Here is a 20,693-nt window from a genome sequence, read left to right on the forward strand (position 1 = left end):
GAGGGCGTCACCGCGGAGAATTGACGGCGAGTTTCGGGCGCGAGAACGAAGAGTCGAGTCAGCCGGTTCCGAGTACCGACCGGCGGGACCCAATCGGGCGCGACTGGCTCGTCCTATCATATCGCCGAGTGGATTTAGATGGATGTTTGCCGGCTCCGCTACGGTCGGCCGTTGCCGGCTCGGCTACCAGTACCGCGATTTCCGTTCCCTCTGTTTCTGTTATCTGTTACCGTTACCTCGGTTTCTGTTACCGCGATTTCTGTCACCACGATCTCTGTTACCGCGGTTTCCATTACTGCGTCCTCTGCGACCGCGACCGCTGTTACCGCGGTCTCTGTCGCCTCGATTTCCGTTGAAGAACAGCTTTACCGGGTTGTCCTCGTCGGCGGGGACGTGTATGAGGACGGCATCGGCCGTTTCGCTATAGGTGAACGTTTCGGGCGTGTCCTCGACCGTTTCTGCGTCGCTGACTGCCTCGTACCTTCTGGAGGCTGCTTGGACCTTCCGCGGTGCTTCCGACCGGTCGAGTTTCAACAGATACGACGAAATCTGCGAGTCCGCGTAGTTTTGGACGACCGTCTCGCGTTCGAAGGTGACCACGCCGCCGGGAGTGGCTGAGACAGTAAAGTCGGTCACGTTGTACGCTCCGTCTTGGTAGGATCGACTCTCGCCGTCGTCCTCGTAGAAGGAGTACGACGTTTCCTCGTCCACGTACGTGTCGAGGACGAGCATCGTCAGCGACTGCTCACCGGTATACTGCTGGACCTCCCGCATCGGGATGATGGTGTCGTTCCGAACGAAGACCGGGAGGTGATCGAGCGGGGCATCGACCGTGAGCGTCTGCCCGCCGTCGTACTCCTTGCCAGTCCAGTAGTCGATCCACTGCTCCCCCTCGGGTAGGTAGACCTCGCGGGAGGTCGCGCCTTCCTCGAGCACCGGTGCGACCATCATGTCGTCGCCGAACATGAACTGGTCGGCAATATCGTGGGTTTGCTCGTCGTCTTGGAAGTGGAACACCAGCGGCTGCTGGACGGGTTTTCCGGTCTCGGTGGCGTCCCGGAACTCGTTGTAGAGGTACGGGAGCAGCCGATAGCGCAGTCGAAGGAACTTCTTGCTAATCGCTTCGACCTCGTCACCGAACGTCCAGGGATGTTGGTTCCGTGGCTCTCCGTCGTCGACCTTGTCGTGGCTGTCCGCGTGGTTCCGGCAGTAGGGGACGAACGCTCCGAGTTCCATCCACCGGGCGAACAGTTCCGGATCGGGTCGACCGACGAAGCCGCCGATGTCGTGGCCGACGAACGCCAATCCCGATAGCCCTAGGTTCAGGTGCATCGGGATTGACTTTTGCAGGTGCTCCCACGAGCTCACGTTGTCACCAGTCCAGAGCGCCGCGTACCGCTGTCCCCCCGCGTAGAGGTTCCGGTTCAACAGGAACGGTCGCTTATCGGGCTTATAGACATCGTAGGCTTGGTTGGCTGCTCTGGCCATGTCGAAGCCGTACATGTTGTGATACTCCTCGTGGAGCATCGTGTCTTCGCCCGTCCCGTGGATGTTGTCGACCGGCATCGTCCAGTCGTACTTCTCGTTCTCCTGGAACACCGCCGGCTCGGCCATATCGTTTTTGATCCCATCGATACCGACGTCGAATAGTGCGTCGTGTTGCCCGGCCCACCACGAACGGACGTCCGAACGAGAGAAGTCGGGCCAGACCGTCTCAGGCGGCCAGACCTCGCCGACGAAAGTATCGCCATTCGCGTCTTTCACCCAGTAGTCGTTTTCCGTCCCCTCGAGATAGACGTCGTAGGGTGTGCCGTCGCCGGATGGGTTATCGTCGGCTGGGCCATCATCGGCTGGTCCGTCGTCAGACGGGCCCTCATAGGGTGTGCTATCGCCGGCTGTGTCGTCGTCGGGACCATTGTCAAACGTGCTGTCACCGGACGTGCCGTCGTCAGACGTACCGTCCCCGGACGTACTGTCGTCGGATGGACCGTCGTAGGGTGTGCCATCGATGGCTGTGCCGTCGTCAGACGTGCCGCCGTTGGACTGGTCGTCAGTGGACGGACCGCCGTCGGAGGGGTCGTTGTCGTCGGACGTGCTGTCGTAGGACTCCACAGCCGCGACGCCGGGATCGTTGACGGCGACCGTTCTGATCCCCGGGATAGACTCGACTTGCCGGAGCGTCTCGAGGTAGTCGTCGTCCCAAGTGAACACGCGAAACTCGTTCATGTAGTCGATGTCGAAGTGCATCGCGTCTAGGGGAATCCCCTTTTCGCGGTAGGTTTCGGCGGTCTCGACGATCTCGTTCGGGGTGTATTGCCACCTGCTCTGGTGGTATCCCAGTCCCCACTTCGGCGGGAGTTCCATCGTCCCGGTCAGCTCCGTATACCGATTGAGGACCTGCTCGATCTCGGGGCCGTACGCGAAATAGTAGGTCAACTGGCCGCCGTCAGCGAGGAAGTAGTAGTAGTCGTCCGACTCGGTCGCCATCTCGAACACGGAGTGATATGGGTCGTCGAAGAAGATCCCGTAGGCACCGACGTCTTTCAGGCCGACGAAGAACGGAATCGACGTATAGACGTAGTCGCTGTCCGAGTCGTATGCGTACTGGTCCGTGTTCCACTGCTCGAGTTTCTCACCCCGTTTGTTGAATTCTTGACCGGGCTGTTCACCGAACCCGTAGAAGGCCTCGTTCTCGTCGGTCTTCTTGTACGCGTAGGGTTTGTCGTCCTCGTAGCCCGGCGACCCCTTCTCTAAGTAGTCTTCGTTGACGACGTTTCCGTCTTCGTCGAGGAACTTGACGCCGAAGCGTCCGTTATTGATCTCGACGGTGATCGTCTCCGTCTCGAGAGCGATCCGGTCTTCGTTCTCGTCGACACTGAAACTCGGCGTCTCCCATTCCGCTCTTCCCGTTGCAATACCGCGGGACTCGTACTCCTCCTCACCGGGTTCGACGATCGAGACCCGCGCCATGTCGTCGGCGAACAGGCGGACGTATCCCTCGTACTCGCCGAGGTTGATTTTCACCCCATCCTCGAGGACATCGTAATCCCGAACGGATAACGTCTGTAAGTTGTCATCGTCGAGTTCCGGTTCGTAATGGATTTTCGAGTCATAATGGTCGGCCCGTGCAGTCGAAGATGCGAGTGCACCGCCTGCCAGCAGCGCGGCCGATGCTTGCAAGAGCGTACGTCGGGTTGTGAGCCGTGGTGACCTATTAGCCATCTACACAGAAATTAACTACAATATGTATTAAAAATTTTTCTGTGCTTTATATATCATAATAAAAATACACCATGATTGGGGCAGGGCCCATTTAATATAATAAATTCGATAGTGAACGATTGGTCCAATTCACTCTCAAACCCGCGGTCTCTCGCTCACTGGGCTAGCAGCCTGGAGCCGCTCACAATGTCGACACTGAAACTCGGCGTCTCCCATTCCGCTCTTCCTTTCCGACCAACTTGCTTGCGGGAATTGCACTTGCATTCACGGTATCTTACCATTTTTTCGACAGGAAAGCTTATGCCGGGATACTGGACTTATCGAAGCATGACACGCGATACACCGATGCAGAATCGAACCGACGCGGCTGCAAACGATAGTCAACTTCCGAACCTCGTAACAATCGTCGGGCGCGGCGTCCCGTCGAACTACGAGATCGCTGTTGACGGCGACCTCGAGATGCTTGCGGACGATCCGGTCGCCGAGGGGACGGTCGTCGCCGGCGGCGTCGCCGAGGGTGCGATCGATGTCGGCGTCCAGCGGTTCCGGTTCTCTGGTCAGATGGCGAACGTCCGTCTCGTCGACTGGAACGGCAACGAAGCGCCTAACTCCCCGAGCGTCCCGACGGTCCACGTGGAGTACGGCGCACCGAACCGATAACGCGTCGCCGAGACGGTCGAGTAAGGGTGGGATTCGGGGAGCGGTCGGATCGATTCCGATGCATAGCACATCGGCAGCGCCTAGCACTGCCTATTGTAGAGTACGTGCTCGAGTCGACTCGAGCCGAAAACGAATCTGGGGGCGGCCGCTCTCAGTCGTCGTCCGTTGCGCCGATTCCCGGTTCGACGTTCGCGGTGTCGATCGATGGCGGTGCGAGCGTGCCGTCGTCCGCATCGAACTCTGGATTGAATAGTTGCAATGCGGTGTGAATCGTACTCCAGTCGTCTTCAGCCGCCGCCTCGCGGAGGCTCTTGGTCGGCGGCGCGAGCAACTGGTTGACCAGCGAGTCGGCCATCGCCTCGACGACCTCTCGTTGGCCCTCGGTGATCTCGCCTTCGAGGTGGGAGAGCGCGGTCTCGACCTCCCGTTCCTTGATCCGCTCGGCGGATTCGTACATCGCCGCGATCGCCTCGTCGGCCCGGGCTCGTTTGTACTGCTCCGTGAGCAGGTCGTACTCGCGGTCGATCATCGTCTCGACCTCCCGGGCCGCGTCGGCCCGCTGCTCGCGGGTCTCCTCGGTGACCGACTCGAGATCATCCAGATCGAACACTCGTACTGACGGCAACGCGTCTGCTGTCGGGGCGACATCCCGTGGCTGGCCGAGATCGACGATCACCTGCTCGGTCTCGCTCGCGTCGGTATCGCTCTCGCCGTCGAGATGACGGGGTCTGAGCACCGGCTCGTCGCTGCCGGTCGCTGTCACCACGACATCGGCACGGACCGCGACGGTGTCGAGCGCCTCAAGCGGCGCAGCTCTCGAATCGGTTTCGACTTCCAGATCGGCGACGAGATGGTCGGCGTGGGCGACGGTCCGGTTGGCGACGACGAGTTCATCCACGCCGCTGGCCGCGAGGTTGCGAGCGGCGAGCTGTCCCATCTCGCCGGCTCCGACAACTAGCGCGGTCGTACCCTCGAGGGGGAGCTCCTTGGCGGCCCGCCGTGTCGCGGCCGACCCGAGCGAGACGACCCCCTCGTTGATCGCGGTCTCGGTGCGCGCGCGTTCGCCGACGTGAATGGCCTTCGTGACGGCGGCCTCGAGCATCGAGTCGATTCCGCCGGCGTTCCGGGCGTCCTCGTAGGCGGTTCGGACCTGCCCGATAATCTGGTCCTCGCCGAGAATGACCGACTCGAGACCCGCGGCGACCCGCAGCAGGTGCCGCAGACTCTCGTCGTGGTCCGTCGTGACGATGGCCTCATCGTCGATTGCAGCGAAAAGTTCCTCGAGCGCGGCCCTGCCGACGGCGTGGTCGGCACCGACGACGTAGGCCTCGACCCGATTACACGTCGAGAGGACGTACGCCTCCTCGATATCGGGAACGGTCAATAGCTCCGTAACGGCGCTCTCCTGACTCTCAGGACTGGCAGCGGCCAGCTGGTCGACACTCCCGCTCTCGTGAGTTACCCGCGCGGCAGTTACGACGCCGGTTGACATCATGGCCGTTTCCCCCCAGTTGACAGTTCCTCGCCGAGCACGTCCTCAATCACTTGCGCACAGTTGGAAGTACCCGTACGTAAAGCTGTCCAAACATCCGGAGAATTGACGACATCTGTGACGATCTCTCGTCGTCGATCCACTGATACGTCACGCGTCTTGAGTTCCTCACGCAACCCTGCACAGACCCGAGCCATCTCATCGGCCCCGTCGAGCGTTTCCTCGAGGTCCTGTCGGAGGTACTTGCTCAGCGCGGGTGCAGTCCCGCCAGTCGCGATCGCGACGGTTACCGGCTCCTCACGGACGGTCGCGGGAACGACGACGCTCCTGGACTCGCGCTCCCCCGACCGGTCCGCTCGATTGACGAGGATTCCCCGCTCGCGGGCCGCGTCGGCGACGGCCTCGTTGATCGCCTCGTCGTCCGTCGCCGCGACGACCAGCGCCGGCGTGGCTCGCTCGAGCCAGCCCGAAATCTCTTCGGGAGCGGGCGCGGCCCGGATCAGTTCGGCACCGCCGAAGTCGCGATCGGCGAAGGCCGGACTGACGACGAGCACCCGTGCCTCGCGGTCGAACCGCCGGGCCTTTCGGGCACCGACCGGACCGCCGCCGACGACGAGCACCGTCTCATTCGTGAAATCGTGCAAAAGCGGAATCATTGTAGATGAGATGGGTCAGACGTGCGGTGTTACTGCTCTCTAGTATTCGCATCGGCGCGCTCCCCCATCCGTATACCGGTCTTCTTCAATATTTGCGTCGAAAACAGGGAGTCCCAGTCATCGTCAGACACGTCCCAGTGCTCGCTCATGACTTCGCGGACCCGTTCGATGCGCTGTTGACTCTCAGCCTCGCTGCGACCGTGAGTCATCGCGAAGAAGTTGTACGGCCAGACCCCTTCGTGGCGCGGGCGTCGGTAACAGTGGGTGACGAACGGTAGCGAGGCGACTTCCGGGCCGACTTCGGAGACGACCTCGTCGGGCACGTTCCAGACCGTCATCCCGTTTTCCGTGTAGCCCAGCGCGTAGTGGTTCGGTACGACGCCGATCCGCCGGATCTTCCCCTCGCGCTCGAACCGTTTGATTGTCTCGAGGACCCATTCGACGTTCTGGCTGGTCGCGTCGGCGATGTCCCTGTAGGGTGTCTCAGTCAGCGGGAAGCCATCCTGAATCTCGAGGACGAGGTCCCGTTCGGCCGGCGAGAGCGCGGCGTCGTCGCTGGGCGCGACTGCGGGGCCGAGATCCGAACAGTCGACCCCGGTGGCCTCGACGTCTCCGTCGCCGTCGAGCGGGCCGTCGACGTAGAACTTGGCCTCGACGCGGAACTCCTCCCGTTTCGGCAGGTTGTACGTCTCCTGGCCCGTTTCGTCCTCGATCTCGGCAAGTACTTCCTCGACGCGGTCCTCGTTGGCGACGCTCACGACGAACCAGACATTCAGGTGGGGATGCTCACGCTCGTAGTTGTGGGCTACCTCGCGGTGATCGTTGACTGCCTCGACGATCTCGTCGAACCGGTCCTCGGGGGCGTGCATGGCCACCAGCGTTGCCGCGCCGCCGATCTCCTGGGCGTTGACGAGGGCCCCGAACCGCGAGAGAACGCCCCGCTCGTCGAGGTCGCGAATCGTTGCGAGCAGCGCCGCCGCGTCGATGTCGACCCCGTGGTCGTGCATGGCGGCCGCGGCGGCCTCGAACGGCCGTTCCACGACGGGGAACCCGCCCTGAAAGGCGTTGACGACCGCCCGCTCGTCGTCCGTGAGGTCGACGTCCGTAGTCATACGCGTCACTCACGGCTGGCAGTGTATAAGCGGATTGGAACGCCGACTCGAGGGCGAATAGAGGGTGTGGTCTCCGAACCGTCAGACCGACGCTTCCACGTGCGGCGGCGCGCCGTGCCGCGGCGAACGACGTGTACGTCCAGTAGCAGTTGTACGTCCAGTAGCAGGTGTACGTCCGGTAGCACTCCGAGAGTGCTGTCCGTTAGCGACCCCGGAATCGGGATCCGATGCGGTTACTCCCCTTCGACGCCCGTCACGTCGAAGCCGAGTTCCTCGATGTCCTCGAGGATCGCCTCGTGGTCCGCGCTCGCCTCGTAGTAGATGACGATGTCGAAACTGCCCTCACGCAGCAGTTGCTGGCACTCCCAGACGAACGCTTCGTCCTCGAGGGTCAGTCCCTGGTGCTGGTTCGAGGAGAAGTCGGGGTCGTCGTTGCCTGAGTGGACGTAACAGTCCTGCGGGTCGTACCCCGAGTGCTCGGCGATGATGTCGCCGACGTCGATCGTCGCCTGCATCATCTTGACGTCCTCCTGTCCGTCGTAGTCGGTGTGGACGATCGCTCCGTTGAGTTCGACCTCGCCGGGCTCGAGCAGTGCTTTGGTCCGCTGGTAGAGGTCCTCGTCAAGCGCGTCGGAGTTCGTGTTTGCCATTGTCAGGTTCGAGCGGGGCCGGACTGATAGCCATCACGATTCCGACGGCGTGAGCGCCCCGTCGTTCGACGGGAATTCATGGGATCACGACGCCGCGGACCGTGAGTGTGTCGCTCCTTCTCGATGGCAGAACCTCACACACAAGACACATAGTCATCGCTGACTTTTATTCGAACAATGAAGCGGTGGTTCCGTCAGCGCATTGACGCGGCATACGAGCGGCTGCTCTCCAGAGAGGTCTCCGGTGCGCCGACCCACGTTGCGGTGATTCAGGACGGAAACCGACGGTACGCCCGCAGCCAGGGCGGCGACGCCCACGAGGGCCACCGTGCGGGTGCCGAAACGACCGAACGCGTCCTCGAGTGGTGTCAGGATATCGGCGTCGAGGAACTGACGTTGTACACGTTCTCGACGGAGAACTTCGAGCGTCCTGCGGAAGAAAACGAGGCGTTATTCGACCTCCTCTGCGAGAAGCTCAGGGAGTTCGCGGAGGCCGACCGCGTCCACGAGAACGAGGTCTGTATCCGCGCGATCGGCGAGACGGAACTGCTCCCCGATCGGGTCCGAGACGCCATCGACTACGCCGAACGACGCACTTGCGACTACGACAGTTTCGTGCTCAATATCGCACTCGCGTATGGCGGCCGCTCGCGGCTGCTCAACGCGACCCGTGGCGTCGCCGAGGGTGTCGAAGCGGGCGACCTTGACCCCGACGAGATCGGCGTCGAGGACATCGAGCGTCGGCTGTACGACCAGCCGGTACGAGACGTCGACCTCATCATCCGGCCCGGCGGCGAAGAGCGGACGTCAAACTTCCTGCCCTGGCACGCGAACGGCAACGAGGCCGCGGTCTTCTTCTGTACGCCCTACTGGCCGGAGTTCTCGAAGGCCGACTTCCTGCGCGGAATCCGAACGTACGAACATCGAGCGGAATCCTGGCGACGGACTCGCGCGCGCCGCGCACTGGCACTGCTCGGGGCGATCAGCGAACCCGAACTCGCCGAGGCCCGCTCGATCGTCGATCGGTTCCGCGACTCGCTGCCCTCGAGCGAGCAGCCCGACGCGGAGACGCTCGAGGCGAGTGACTCGGACGGTCGAACCGCCGACTGATTTCGGGGCGAAAAACACAGCATTCTAATCTGTTCGGTGCGGTGACTGGTATATGCGCCGCTTCCTCCTCTGTACCCTGTTCGGTGTCGTGCTTCTCTGTGGAGCCGCCGCCGCGTTCCCTGCGAGTGCGACCGCCACCGCTGACACCTCCGACGGAAATGTTACGCTGTACCGTGCAGACGATGCCGACCTCGAGAGCGTCTCCGACATACGAGCGGGAATCGAGAACGGAACGATCGAGAACGCCTCGGGGCTGCTGATAAACGAAACGCTGGTGGTCGAAATCAAGTCCAACCAATTAGCCGCCGAACTCGAGGCGGAAAACGCCTCTTCGACGGAGGCCTTCTTCGGTTCGAGCGAGGTAGGTGCCACCGACCGGGATCTCATGCTCTCAGCAGAGATCACTGCACCAGGAATGGCACCAGTTGACATCCCGCTTGGATCCGAGAATACAACCGTTCGTCGGAGCGGAAACGTGAGCTACGTGATCGTCGATAGCCACGCTGTCGATCCGGAGCACGGTTCGCTTTCCGATGTTTACAACCGATACATCTATTCGCTTCGAGTGGACACTGAAGCGGTGACAATCGACTCGGACGAACCCTCCGTTCGGTTTCACCGATCGGAACTGGAGGTGGCGTATTTGGACGATGGCGAGCCGCTTCCGGCCGAACCGATTCGGCGACACGTCGACGTGAATATCGGCACGACCGACCAATTCGAGGCCCACCTCAAACTCGAGGGCGGCGAGACACGGACTACCATTATCGAACTGGACGAGGAGGGAAGTTTCTCGTTCGATCTCAGCGACGTCGATCACGGAACGGCGTACACACTGGAGTTCCGCCGCGGTGATGAGACGGTGCAGACCGTCCGGGGAGAGGTGCTGGAACCGTACGCCAGACTCGAGGTACGAGACGCGAACGCGACGACTAACGAGTCCTATCGAAACGCTTCGAAAGCAGTCAATATGACAGCCACGCTCTCTCACGGTGGGAAGATCAGGATACTGAACCCAACCAACGATTCAACCTACGACAGGAAAGCTGTCAGTCCAAACGAGATGTACAACGGGACGCTTTCGTTAGTCACGTATGATGATGTGGTCAGTCCTACTACTGAGGAGGAATTTCACGTGTATTTCGATCGCGGACCGGCGGCGCTCGAAACGTACTATCCGAACGGATCACCGGCCGCAGTCATCCACGAGAACGGATCGGTGACGCGGTACGCTGCCGATTTCGAGACACCGACTGCGGACATCGTCGACGATCCGCCGGAAACTAAGAACGGATCCACGGCCGAGACCGGCGCGACTGACGGATCGACGGAGCCCGAGAATACGGTCGCGAGCGACGACGAATCCGCCGACGAACCGTCGACCGGAGACGATATCCCCGGCTTCACTACGGTCGCGACTGTGGTAGCCCTCTTCCTCGTCGCGAAACGGATCGGCCGCCGAACGTAATCCTCACCCAAAGACATTTATTTATCATTAGTACAACGATATGTACGATGTCGGCACTGAACAGCGCTCCCGTCGTCGACGTCGAGCGGTTCGTTCGCCTTACGGACGTTCCTCTCGATGAGGCGTATGCGCTCCTTGCGAACCCCCGAACGCGTCTCACGCTCCACGTCCTCTCGACGTGTGAATCACCGCTCTCGCTCGAGTGTCTGACCGACGCCGTAGCCACTCGAGATGACGCCGACGAACACGCCGTCCGGACCGCACTGAGCCACGTCGTCCTTCCGAAACTCGAGTCACATGACGTCCTCGAGTACGACCGCGACGCCGGGACGGTCCAGTTGGATCGACCGGTCGTCGCCGCCGCCGACCCGGTCGCGGCGCTCGTCGATCACCCCGAATCGACGGGCTCGAGTCCCTCGCCGCCGCGTGACTCGGCCGGTTAACGACCGAAGCGGCGAGACCGATTGCAGTACTCGAGAACAGCCCGCAGGAAGTCCCGCTTGCGGAAGTCCCGCCAGTTCACGTCGGTGAAGTATAGCTCGGAGTAGACCGACTGCCAGATCATGAAATCCGAGAGTCGCTCCGCACCGGTCTTGATCACCAAGTCCGGCTCCGACGGGAAGACGAGATGGTCTTCGACGTGTTCGTCGTCGATCTCATCGGGCTCGAGGTCGCCCGCATCGACGCGCTCGGCGAGCGTCCGGACAGCGCTGGTGAACTCGTGTTTGCCACCGAGGCCGATCCCGATCCGGATCGGTGCGTCGGCCTGCGCTCTGTCTTCCGGGCCCCGCACTGCGATCGGCCGCGGCGCATCGATCGTCTCGAGTTCGCGCTGTAAGGCCGGCACCGCCGCTGCATCGAGGACACTCACGTAGACCGTTATCTGCGAGGCGTACTCGACAGCCCACTCGAAGAAGTCTGTGAGCGTTTCGTACGCACCGCGCTCTAACAGGTCGCGTTCGGTGATCACGAGTGCAACGTGATCGGGTGGCTCGGCCTCGTGGCGGCGGATTCGGAGCGCCAGATACCGTTCGTACAGTCCCACGGTCGCGACTTTCACGGCCGATGCCATACGGGTTACGGGTTTCGTTCGCCTGACGACCGGTCTGAGATCCATATCTACCCTTCCAGGCGGCTGAGGGCACCGAAAACCGTCTCGAGCCGGGTTCACGAACCTTCAAGTGAACGCCACAGAAAGAGATCGATATCGTGACAGCACCCGTTCGGCGAGCCGGCGTGTTCGCGGTCCTCTGTACGCTCTCGCTTGCCGTTCCGCTTTTCGGTCCGCGAGCGGGGGCCGCCGTCGCCGGTGTCGTCCTGCTGGGGGCGTACGTCGTTCCCGACGGTCCGCTCTTCGATCTGCTCGCCTATCCGGGTGATTACGAGGATTCACGCCTCTACGGACTCATTACGTTCGTCCTCGCTGGGGTCGCGCTCGGACTCATGGCGACCACGGCGTCGATGCCGGTCGCCGTCTTCGTCGGGACGATCCTGCTCGTCGGCTACGGGAACCTCGGCGAGCAACTCGTCAGACTGCGAACGGAGGATTCGGTCGTCCGTGTCGCCAGTTTCTGTGTCACGGCCATCGCGGCCGCCGTCGTCGGACAGGCAATCGTCTACTCGCTTGCCGGCGACACTGTCGTATCGATACTGCCGATACTCATCTTTTTGGCCGCCAGCGGTACCCTTCTGGCTGCCCTCCTCCGTGACGTATTGCTGCGTTCGGACGACCCGATCGTCGTCCTCTCGGTCGGCCTCCTACTCTGGCTGCTCGCGGAGCTCAACCCGACCATCGGTCTCGGAGGGATCATCGGTGCGCTCGCGGTCACGGTCGCCTTCGGGTACGCCTCCTACGCGCTCGAGACCGCCTCCATCGCGGGAATGCTCACCGGAGTGTTACTGGGGCTGCTGACGATCGTCCTCGGCGATTACGGCTGGTTCGCCGTCCTCATCTCCTTTTCGCCATCGGCGGGCTCTCGACGAAGTTTCGCTACGACCGAAAGCAGGCCCTCGGCGTCGCCGAGGATAACAACGGCGCACGCGGTAGCGGCAACGTCCTCGGTAATGCCGCCGTCGCGCTCGCTGCCGTCCTTGGCTACGCCGCCAGCGATGCAGGTCTCCTGCCTCGCGAACCCGAACTGTTCCTCTTCGCCTTCGCCGGCTCCATCGCGACCGCAATGAGTGACACGCTCTCGAGCGAGATCGGCAGTGTCTTCGAGCGGCCGCGGCTGATCACGACCCTCAAGCCGGTCGATCCCGGGACCGACGGCGGCGTCACCTGGCAGGGGGAACTCGCGGGTATCGTCGGCGCGGCCGTCGTCGCCGGCATCACCTACGGACTCTTTCCCGAGGTCGGGGTCCTCGGTGCGGCGATCATCACCGCTGCCGGTATCGCCGGCATGACCGTCGACAGTCTGCTCGGCGCGACGCTCGAGGGAACAATCTTGGGCAATCAGGGCGTGAACTTCCTGGCGACGCTGTCGGGTGCGCTCGTGTGTGCGTTTCTGGTGCTGTCGTTCGCCGTGCTCGGTTGAGCGGTGGATCACGCGAGACAGCTCTCGTTGGACTCAGTTACATCGTACATCGGAATCAACGACTAACTCAGCACCGCCTGTGACGCCGCTATCGAGGTGTATTGGACTGTTCGAGAGAATCGATATCGATGCAGTCGCCGGCGGTTCAGTCGTCCCCAGCGTGGAACGAACGATTCGAGTCGATACCATCACGTTGGTCGCGCTGTGATTTGGAGCCAGTACGCTCGGATTGGCCATCGGCTTGTGACTGGGCTGTCGCGGCAGTGGTCGTCGCCCAGACCATCATGAGGGCCCAGATACCGAGCAACGCGACCGCGGCCATGACTGGTGGGGTCATTACGAGTCGGTCGGCGCTCACAGCATATCAACGACTCGGCGGCAACCAGTGACTGGGAATCGGTCAGCGCCGCTCGGCGTCCGGCGGCCGCTTGGCGATATCGTCGACCGCATGGATCTGGACATCGGTCGGGCGCTTGGTGAACTGTCCGAGCGAGCGTGCGATGATCCGTTCGACGCCGCGATCGGCCGCCAGATCCAGCAGTTGCTGGCCGAGAATCTCGTCGAGGACGACTGTTGTCGGCACCGTCTCGAGTTCCTCGAGGGCGGTGTAGGCGTCGCACGCGTCGACCTCATCGATCGTCTCGCTGTCGGCGTCGAGGAATCGAACGCGGTCGGTTCCCGAACGGATGACGGCGGTCGCGTGGCCGTAGACGGTTTCGGGACTGCCAGTCGCGTCGGTCGTGACGTCGGGCTCCACCCCGTCGTCGGCCTCCTTATCGACCGATTCGCTCTCGATCTCGTCGGCATGCCGTGCCGGGGGCTGGGACCCGCTCGGTGTCGGCTCCGCGCCCGCCCGTTCCGTTTTCGCTCTCGCCACCGACTCCTCCGTCGCTTCGGTCGTCGAACTGGTGACATTCGAGTCGGCCGCTGTGGATGACTCGCTCGCGTCGGTAGATGGCTCTGCCTGACCGTTCGAATCGCTGTCGGACCTGTTCGGTCCCTCATCGATGGTCTTCGGCGACGCGGTCGCGGGTTCTGTCGGCCGCGGTGCGGGCGACGCACTGCCGTCCGTTGCGGCGACCGCTTCCCGGGGTTCGTTCAGCTCCGAGACGGTCTCATAGGGGACCTTGTTCCGAAGCGCGGCGAACAGTTCGTGGTGGTCGAGATCCTCGACGGAGTTGTCAGCAGGGGCGAAGGCGACGTAATCGATGTCGCCGACCTGAGCGAGTTCCTCGAGGATCAGATCGCCGCCGCGGTCGCCGTCGAGGAACGCCGTGACCGTGCGGTGGCAGGTGAGTTCGGCTACGGAGTCGGGAATGTTCGTCCCCTCCACCGCGATCGCGTTTTTGATGCCGTACTTGAGCAGGGTGAGCACGTCGGAGCGACCCTCGACGACGATAATGGCGTCGCTATCCGTAACGTGGGGGCCAGCGGGCAGCTCCTCGTACTCGGTGATGTCCTCGACGCGGACGTGCTGGCGGACCTCTGCGAGGATCTCTTCGGAGGACATGATCGTGTCGTCGAAGCCCGTTCGGAGCAGTTCCTTCGCGCGGTCGACGACTTCCTTTCGCTTCGCCGCGCGCACGTCCTCGATTTCGCGTACCTCGAGGTCGGCCCGACAGGGGCCGACTCGGGTGATCGTCTCGAGGGAGGCGGCGAGGGTGGCAGTTTCGACTTTGTCGAGGCTGGTAGCGATCGTCACCTGACCGTGGGACTGACCCCCGGTACTCGCGATTTCGGCGTCGATCCGGCCGACTTTGCCGGACTGCCGGAGATCGCGGAGGTCGAGGTCGTCGCCGAGCAGGCCTTCAGTTTGCCCGAAAATCGCGCCGACGACGTCGCTGCGCTCGACGACCCCGTCAGCCGTGACGTCCGCGTGAATGAGGTATTTCGAAGTGTCTTCCATTGGAGATCTGTCCCCGCGAGGGGCGATGACGCGGGAATCGCGTCGGAGACCGATTTATATAGGATTTCGTTCGTGAGAGGCAAATAGCTGTTGACCTCCGGAGCCGTCGGTCGCGATCGGTTCGCCGACGATCCGCACGCTCCATCGGTCGGCGTCTCAGCGGAGTCGGCTGGATCGTCGTGGTTCCGCGAACCCGATATGCGATGGGTGGTCGCTACGACTGTGAACTATAGTAGCCGCTGAAAGTCAATGCACACCTGATCGAATGACAGCTGTGCGATCAGTGTGTAAATCGTTTCAGCGGCTACTATAGCCGCAACGGGCCGAAAACACGACGGCGTCGAAAAGCGGAGCGCGGCGGTCACTCGTCGACGAGTCCAAGTTGCTCGAGGAACTCGTACCGGTCGAAGAACGCCCGTTCTTCCTGAAGTTTGCCGTCTTCGACAACGAACCTCGCCATGTCCCGAAGTTCGAGTGTCTCGTGGGTCGGCTCGATGCCGTCGAACGCTCCCTCGTGAGTCCCCGAGAGCGTCCCTTCGGCCATGACGAGGGTCTCGTCGGCGAGCATTTCGTGGACGGTTATCTCAAAGTCAGGAAACCCCGCTACAACGTCGCGGGCGTACGCTTCGACGTTCTCGCGGCCCTCTATCGTCCCCGTGGTTGGCGACGTGAACGTAAATGACTCGGCGACGACGTCGGAGAGCCTCGAGAACTCCTGATCGTTCCAAATCTCTACATACTGGCTGACGAGCTGTTCGGCGTCTAGTGTTGTTTTGGCCACTGTCTCCCACCCCAAGACTCCGTATGCTATATGGTAGCATAATGCATCGCCTTGAGCATACACGGTGATATGGCTCGAGCAGTCGGTAGCGATCGATTGACGGGTGCTGGCGTCGCAGTACGAACCGCGTCGTCCGTCTCTCAATACGTCGGCCGATACCAGTACCAGTAGATCGCGATCGCGAGAAGAACGACCAGTCCGCCGAGGAAGAAGAGCAGTCCCGGCGGGACGGTTCCGAACACCGTGTCTATCGCCTCCGCGCCGCCGTTGGTAGCGTTCTGGATCGTCTCGTTGTCAGGGTCCAACGTTGGATCCGTCGTCCCCGGATCACCGGTCGGGTCCGCCGCCCCCGCATCGCCGCCACTGGCACCGTCAGCTGAGCCGTGGTCCGGCGTTTCGGCGTCCGCAGCACCGATATCGTCGCTCCCGCCTTGTTCGGTCAAGTCCGAGCTCGAGCCGTCCTCCGCTGCGTCGTCGGTCCTCTGAAGCGTCTCGCTGTCATGTTCATCGTCCGGTTCTGTCGGTTGCGGTCCGCTCTCTGACCCAGTTGGCTGCGCGCCGCCGTTCGCCGTCGCTTCCGTTCCGGTCGGCGCGAGCCACTGCGTCATCGCGTACTGGACCAGCAGACTGCCGCCGGCCAACACGCCGATCCCGCCGATCAACCGCGAGAGCGCCTCCTTCAGCTGGGTCGCCCGCGACTCGTTGCTCGTCACGATCAGCGGCCCGTCGGTCGTCGCGTAGACGCTCATCTCGTTGCCACGCGAGGAGTACCAGGTGTCGACGACCTCGACGAGGCCGGCGTCCTCAAGGTTCTTTAGGTGATATCGGACGTTCTGGATCGAGGAGTCGATCGCATCGGCGATGTCACTGGGCGTGCCGGGTTCGTCGTCGAGATACGAGTAGATCTCCCGAGCCGTCGTCGAGGAGAGCGCGCCGAACACCGCGTCAGCGTCCTCGCCCTCGAGGTCGACGACACGGGGTTGGCCCTCTTTGGCGGCCGTGTCGGAGCGAAAGGGGAAGAGACGGGCCATATCGAGGTTCTATTCGTATTCGATGTCAAACACATATACTCTTTTTCCTCGGTGAAAGAGCGATTTTAGCTATCGAAAACCGCCGGATGAGGGCGGGGAGCCAGATTGATGAATAATCCTCTTCGATATCGGTGTTCGAACAGTAAGAATTACCCACATCGGGACAAAGGGTCACACATGCGCCGAAACGAATTGGGGCTCTGGACCGTCGTCGGACTCGTCCTCGCTGGACTCGCGATTCCGTGGTTCTTATGGGGGTCGTCGACCGTCGTCGCCGGACTTCCGGTCTGGCTGTGGTGGCACGTCGGCTGGATGGGTCTCGCATCGATCGTCTTTTGGCTGTTCACGCAGCGCGCCTGGGGGATCGGCATCGAGCCCGATGAGAGTGATGGCAGCCCACGCGACCGGGGAGCGGTTCGACCCGAGCACACTCGAGACGGACGACCCGGAGGTGACTCGCCGTGAGGGCGGTCACGCTCCAACTCTCGATTATCGTCGGCTACCTCCTGATCGCCCTCGCGGTCGGGCTGGTCGCCTACCGGCTGACTGACCGCACGGCCGAGGACTTCTACCTCGCGAGCCGAACGCTCGGCACGGTCGTCCTCCTCTTTACCACCTTCGCGACGCTGCTATCGGCGTTTACCTTCTTCGCCGGGCCGAACATCGCCTACGCGCGGGGGCCCGAGTGGATCCTGGTCATGGGGCTGATGGACGGCATTATCTTCGCCGTCCTCTGGTACGTCATCGGCTACAAACAGTGGCTCCTCGGCCAACAGTACGGGTACGTGACCCTCGGCGAGATGCTGGGCGACCGCTTCGGCTCGCGGTGGCTCCGCGGGCTCATCGCCGGCGTCAGCCTCTTGTGGCTCTTCCCATACGTCATGCTCCAGCAGGTCGGAGCCGGCACCGCTCTCGAGGCCCTGACTGCGGGCGCTGTTCCCTACGCCGCCGGAGCCGGGCTGATCACCGCGTTCATGATCCTCTACGTCGTCGTCGCCGGGATGCGCGGGATCGCCTGGACTGACACGCTGCAGGGCGCGTTCATGCTCATCACGACCTGGGTCGCCGTGCTGTGGGTGCTTGCGGCCGTTGGCGGGCCCGGCGCTGCGACGGACGCCCTCGCGTCGAACCCCGAAACCGGCGGCTTCCTCTCGCTAGGGAGTGACTACTACACGGTCCCGTGGATGCTCTCGACGGCGATCACGATCGGCTTCGGCGTCGCGATGTTCCCGCAGGTCAACCAGCGCTTCTTCGTTGCAGGCTCGAAAACGGTTCTCAAGCGCTCCTTCGCCCTCTGGCCGATCCTCTGTGTCCTGCTGTTCGTCCCCTCGTTCATGCTCGGCGCGTGGGCGGCCGGCCTCGAGGTCGCGGTTCCAGAGGGAGCGAACGTCCTCCCGCTGGTCCTCGCGGAGTACACGCCGACCTGGTTCGCCGCACTCGTCATCGCCGGCGCGATGGCCGCGATGATGTCCTCTTCGGACTCGATGCTGCTGTCAGGCTCGTCGTACTTCACGCGAGATATCTATCGTCCGTTTATCGAGCAGGACCTCTCCGACCGCCGAGAGGATCTGCTGGCCCGTGGCGGGGTCGTGATCTTCGCCACTGCTGCGTTCATCGTCAGTCTGTTCCAGCCCGCGACACTGTTCGATATCGGCAACGCGGCCTTCAGCGGCTTCGCTCAGCTCGCGTTGCCGGTCCTGCTCGCGCTCTACTGGCGCACGATTACGCGAGCGGGAATCACTGCAGGGGTACTGGTGAGCCAAACCTTCTATCTCTCGAGTCTCTTCCTCGCTATCGTCCCGGACTCCTACGCCGGCTGGTCGGCCGGCCTCGTCGGGATGGGACTCGGGCTCGTCATCACCGTCGCCGTCTCACTGGTGACCTCGCCGGCGGCCGCCGAGCGGCGCGCGATCTACTTTGACCGGCTTGGCGCTGATTGACGGCTTTCGAACCGCCACGCTGAACGGCCCCGGTCGCATACGCGCTGACGAATGACTATCGACCTGCCGCCCGCGGTCGCTGACGACTGGCGTCGTCTCGGTAGCCGAACCGACGAACGCAGCCTCTCGCTGGCAACGGTCACTGCTGAGACGACCGTCTTCGAACACCGACCGACCGCCGACGCACTCGAGCGACTCCGCGCGGACGGCGACATCCCAGCGCGGTCGCTATTTACTGTCGACCTCGATATCAGTCCCTCCCTGTCGACGATCGGTCTGTCATCGGCCGACGCACTCGAGATGGCGGCTCCGAAAGCGCGCGAACAGTTCGTCGACACAGTCGAGGACGACGGTATCGAGGTCGGCGCGGAACGCGCGAACGAATACATCGACCGACCCGACGGCTCCGTCGGGCATCTCTCCGTCCTCGAGGTCGCGTATCCGACCGACTCGGGTGCGGCGGCCGACGGCGGTGAGGGACCCGATGGCGAGCCCGAGACGATCGACGCCGAAGCCCACGTCGCCGTCTGGCCCGCCGCCGACACGTACGTAATGGCTGGCGGGATCCTCCCGCTCGAGGCTCCCGACGACGCGGACCTGCTGGCGGCTGCCCTCGACGTCGATCCGGCCCGCGATCGGGAAGCGATCGTGGACGTGTTCCGGGGGCTCGAACTCGAGGACGCGGCCGACGACTGATCCGGCTTCCGTCGAAATAGTTAATTGATCGAGTATCGATTTTCCGATATGGCACACTATAGTGGCCACGATTACCCGAAGATGGCGAAAACGGGGTTCTTCCTCGGGCTCACCCTCTTCGTCATCGGGGCAGGAAGCGAACTGGTCGGGCACGCGGTGTTCGGATCGCTCCCGCAGTGGGAGAACACACTCTTTTTCGCACTGACGATGATCGGCTTTGCCATCGGTTTCACCTCCCCGTTCGTGTTTGGTATCCTCATGCCGCTGACCGAGTAACGCGACTGACGATTCGAACCGCCCGTCGAACACAGAACCGAGCAGTTCGTTGTTCGTTCCTGGATTTCCGTTGCGGTATTCGTCCGTCACCGACTTCGAGACGGTCCGGTCACGTGTCGACAACAGTCCCGAAACTGGTGTTTTTTATAAATACCGGCCCACGTATCGGATATGCAAACCCACATCGTCCCGGTCGGCTTCGACTACGACCGGCTGATCGCACCCCTGGTACGCGATCAGATCGACGTTGACAGCGTCATCTTACTCGAGGGCGCGGTCGGCAGTGAGGCCAACGTCGAGTACTCCCGGCATCTCTCGAAGAAACTCGAGACGGACTTCAAGAACCTGTTGGGGGCCGAGACCGAGCGGTTCGTTCTCGAGGATGTCTACGACTATGACGACGCCTTCGAGCAGGCCTATGAACTCATCACCGCAGAACTCGACGCCGGCAACGAGGTCTGGGTCAACGTCGCCGCGATGCCCCGGACCGTGAGCTTCGCCTTCGCCAACGCCGCCCACTCGCTGATGGTCGAACGGCAGGAGGACCGCGAGGGGATCCACACCTACTACACCGCCCCCGAGAAGTACTTAGAGACCGAACTCGCGGAGGAACTACGCGAACAGATCGCCCTGCTCGAGGACCTCCGCGGTGGGGACGACGGGACCGACGACGGCCGCCTCGAGAGCCGTCTGGAGACCGCTCGCGACCTATTAGCCGAGTTCGACGAGCGGGGGACGACTATCGGTGCGAAGGAAATTGACGGCAAGCATATCGTCGAGTTGCCGGTCGCTTCCTTCTCGAACGTCAAGCCCTTCGAGGAGCTGATTCTCTACAAACTCGGCGAGGACGGCGAATTCGATTCCGTCTCGGAACTCGCCGAGTCGTTGGCCCGCGAGTTGAACGAGGAGTACACCGACAGTTTCCGCTCGAAGGTTATCTACAACGTCGATCGGCTGGGCCCCGGCGGGAAGGGCTACATCGAGCGCGAGGAACACGGTAAGTCCTACCGAACCCGACTCTCGCGAATCGGCGAACTGTGGGTGCGGGCCCACTCGGATAACGAGACCGGCGACTAGTCGACAGGACACGACGGCGACGATAGACTCTCTGTCTTGAACACGGCGGAGTGCCCGCTGTGGAGACCCCCGACAAGCAGTG

Annotated in this window: 19 protein-coding genes and 1 pseudogene; 10 read left to right on the plus strand and 10 right to left on the minus strand. The window is 62.6% G+C overall.

Features of this window, described 5'->3' with window-relative positions; translation table 11 throughout:
- Nucleotides 1-219 precede the first annotated feature (219 nt).
- Nucleotides 220-3,222 (minus strand): TIM-barrel domain-containing protein, encoded by a 3,003-nt coding sequence (locus tag K6I40_RS22695; protein WP_345779408.1) that lies wholly within the window; start codon nt 3,220-3,222, stop codon nt 220-222.
- A 327-nt stretch (nt 3,223-3,549) separates the two neighbouring features.
- Here K6I40_RS22695 and K6I40_RS22700 point away from each other — a divergent pair, with 327 nt between their 5' ends.
- On the plus strand, nt 3,550-3,882 hold the full coding sequence (locus K6I40_RS22700) for a hypothetical protein (RefSeq protein WP_222916897.1): 333 nt from the start codon (nt 3,550-3,552) through the stop codon (nt 3,880-3,882).
- A 151-nt stretch (nt 3,883-4,033) separates the two neighbouring features.
- On the opposite strand, the gene hemA is transcribed toward K6I40_RS22700, so the two are convergent.
- From hemA to K6I40_RS22720, 4 genes are all read right to left on the minus strand, one after another.
- On the minus strand, nt 4,034-5,374 hold the full coding sequence (gene hemA, locus K6I40_RS22705; protein WP_222920435.1) for a glutamyl-tRNA reductase: 1,341 nt from the start codon (nt 5,372-5,374) through the stop codon (nt 4,034-4,036).
- On the minus strand, nt 5,374-6,030 hold the full coding sequence (locus K6I40_RS22710; protein ID WP_222916899.1) for a bifunctional precorrin-2 dehydrogenase/sirohydrochlorin ferrochelatase: 657 nt from the start codon (nt 6,028-6,030) through the stop codon (nt 5,374-5,376). Before K6I40_RS22710 ends, hemA begins: the two co-directional genes overlap by 1 nt.
- Nucleotides 6,031-6,059: 29 nt before the next feature.
- Nucleotides 6,060-7,142, minus strand: a complete 1,083-nt coding sequence (locus tag K6I40_RS22715; RefSeq protein ID WP_222916901.1) for an Lrp/AsnC family transcriptional regulator — start codon at nt 7,140-7,142, stop codon at nt 6,060-6,062.
- Between the two features lie 233 nt (nt 7,143-7,375).
- Entirely contained in the window at nt 7,376-7,792 is a 417-nt protein-coding gene (locus K6I40_RS22720) for a DUF5778 family protein (RefSeq protein ID WP_222916903.1), read from the minus strand.
- Between the two features lie 177 nt (nt 7,793-7,969).
- Between K6I40_RS22720 and uppS the strand changes: the two genes are divergently transcribed.
- The 3 genes from uppS to K6I40_RS22735 are packed head-to-tail and all read left to right on the plus strand — an operon-like array spanning nt 7,970 to nt 10,813.
- Nucleotides 7,970-8,902 carry a polyprenyl diphosphate synthase gene (uppS, locus tag K6I40_RS22725; RefSeq protein ID WP_222916905.1) on the plus strand — a complete coding sequence of 311 codons (933 nt, stop codon included), beginning with the start codon at nt 7,970-7,972 and terminating at the stop codon, nt 8,900-8,902.
- 52 nt (nt 8,903-8,954) lie between these two features.
- Nucleotides 8,955-10,370, plus strand: a complete 1,416-nt coding sequence (locus K6I40_RS22730) for a hypothetical protein (RefSeq protein WP_222916907.1) — start codon at nt 8,955-8,957, stop codon at nt 10,368-10,370.
- Nucleotides 10,371-10,417: 47 nt separating this feature from the next.
- Nucleotides 10,418-10,813: a hypothetical protein gene (locus K6I40_RS22735; protein WP_222916909.1), complete on the plus strand. Its 396-nt coding sequence runs from the start codon at nt 10,418-10,420 to the stop codon at nt 10,811-10,813.
- Here K6I40_RS22735 and K6I40_RS22740 read toward each other — a convergent pair.
- Nucleotides 10,810-11,415: an undecaprenyl diphosphate synthase family protein gene (locus K6I40_RS22740; RefSeq protein ID WP_222920436.1), complete on the minus strand. Its 606-nt coding sequence runs from the start codon at nt 11,413-11,415 to the stop codon at nt 10,810-10,812. The two genes, K6I40_RS22735 and K6I40_RS22740, sit on opposite strands and share 4 nt — an antisense overlap.
- Nucleotides 11,416-11,579: 164 nt before the next feature.
- Here K6I40_RS22740 and K6I40_RS22745 point away from each other — a divergent pair.
- Nucleotides 11,580-12,904, plus strand: a pseudogene (locus tag K6I40_RS22745) (DUF92 domain-containing protein).
- Between the two features lie 145 nt (nt 12,905-13,049).
- On the opposite strand, the gene K6I40_RS22750 reads toward K6I40_RS22745, so the two are convergent.
- The 4 genes from K6I40_RS22750 to K6I40_RS22765 form a co-directional block, all read right to left on the minus strand.
- Nucleotides 13,050-13,241, minus strand: a complete 192-nt coding sequence (locus K6I40_RS22750; protein WP_222920476.1) for a hypothetical protein — start codon at nt 13,239-13,241, stop codon at nt 13,050-13,052.
- Between the two features lie 63 nt (nt 13,242-13,304).
- On the minus strand, nt 13,305-14,810 hold the full coding sequence (gene dnaG / locus K6I40_RS22755; protein WP_222916911.1) for a DNA primase DnaG: 1,506 nt from the start codon (nt 14,808-14,810) through the stop codon (nt 13,305-13,307).
- Nucleotides 14,811-15,171: 361 nt separating this feature from the next.
- On the minus strand, nt 15,172-15,591 hold the full coding sequence (locus K6I40_RS22760) for an ester cyclase (RefSeq protein WP_222916913.1): 420 nt from the start codon (nt 15,589-15,591) through the stop codon (nt 15,172-15,174).
- A gap of 140 nt (nt 15,592-15,731) precedes the next feature.
- Nucleotides 15,732-16,622 carry a helix-turn-helix domain-containing protein gene (locus tag K6I40_RS22765; RefSeq protein ID WP_222916915.1) on the minus strand — a complete coding sequence of 297 codons (891 nt, stop codon included), beginning with the start codon at nt 16,620-16,622 and terminating at the stop codon, nt 15,732-15,734.
- A 177-nt stretch (nt 16,623-16,799) separates the two neighbouring features.
- Here K6I40_RS22765 and K6I40_RS22770 point away from each other — a divergent pair, with 177 nt between their 5' ends.
- The 5 genes from K6I40_RS22770 (at nt 16,800) to K6I40_RS22790 (ending at nt 20,611) form a co-directional block, all read left to right on the plus strand.
- Nucleotides 16,800-17,087: a DUF3311 domain-containing protein gene (locus tag K6I40_RS22770; protein ID WP_222916916.1), complete on the plus strand. Its 288-nt coding sequence runs from the start codon at nt 16,800-16,802 to the stop codon at nt 17,085-17,087.
- Nucleotides 17,084-18,562 carry a sodium:solute symporter family protein gene (locus K6I40_RS22775; protein WP_222916918.1) on the plus strand — a complete coding sequence of 493 codons (1,479 nt, stop codon included), beginning with the start codon at nt 17,084-17,086 and terminating at the stop codon, nt 18,560-18,562. Before K6I40_RS22770 ends, K6I40_RS22775 begins: the two co-directional genes overlap by 4 nt.
- A 51-nt stretch (nt 18,563-18,613) precedes the next feature.
- Complete coding sequence (locus tag K6I40_RS22780) at nt 18,614-19,258, plus strand: hypothetical protein (RefSeq protein WP_222916920.1); 645 nt, start codon at nt 18,614-18,616, stop codon at nt 19,256-19,258.
- Between the two features lie 48 nt (nt 19,259-19,306).
- Nucleotides 19,307-19,534 (plus strand): hypothetical protein, encoded by a 228-nt coding sequence (locus K6I40_RS22785; RefSeq protein ID WP_222916922.1) that lies wholly within the window; start codon nt 19,307-19,309, stop codon nt 19,532-19,534.
- Between the two features lie 171 nt (nt 19,535-19,705).
- Entirely contained in the window at nt 19,706-20,611 is a 906-nt protein-coding gene (locus K6I40_RS22790; RefSeq protein ID WP_222916924.1) for a DUF6293 family protein, read from the plus strand.
- Nucleotides 20,612-20,693 lie beyond the last annotated feature (82 nt).

It is taken from the genome of Natrinema sp. SYSU A 869 (assembly GCF_019879105.1).
Lineage (GTDB): Archaea > Halobacteriota > Halobacteria > Halobacteriales > Natrialbaceae > Natrinema.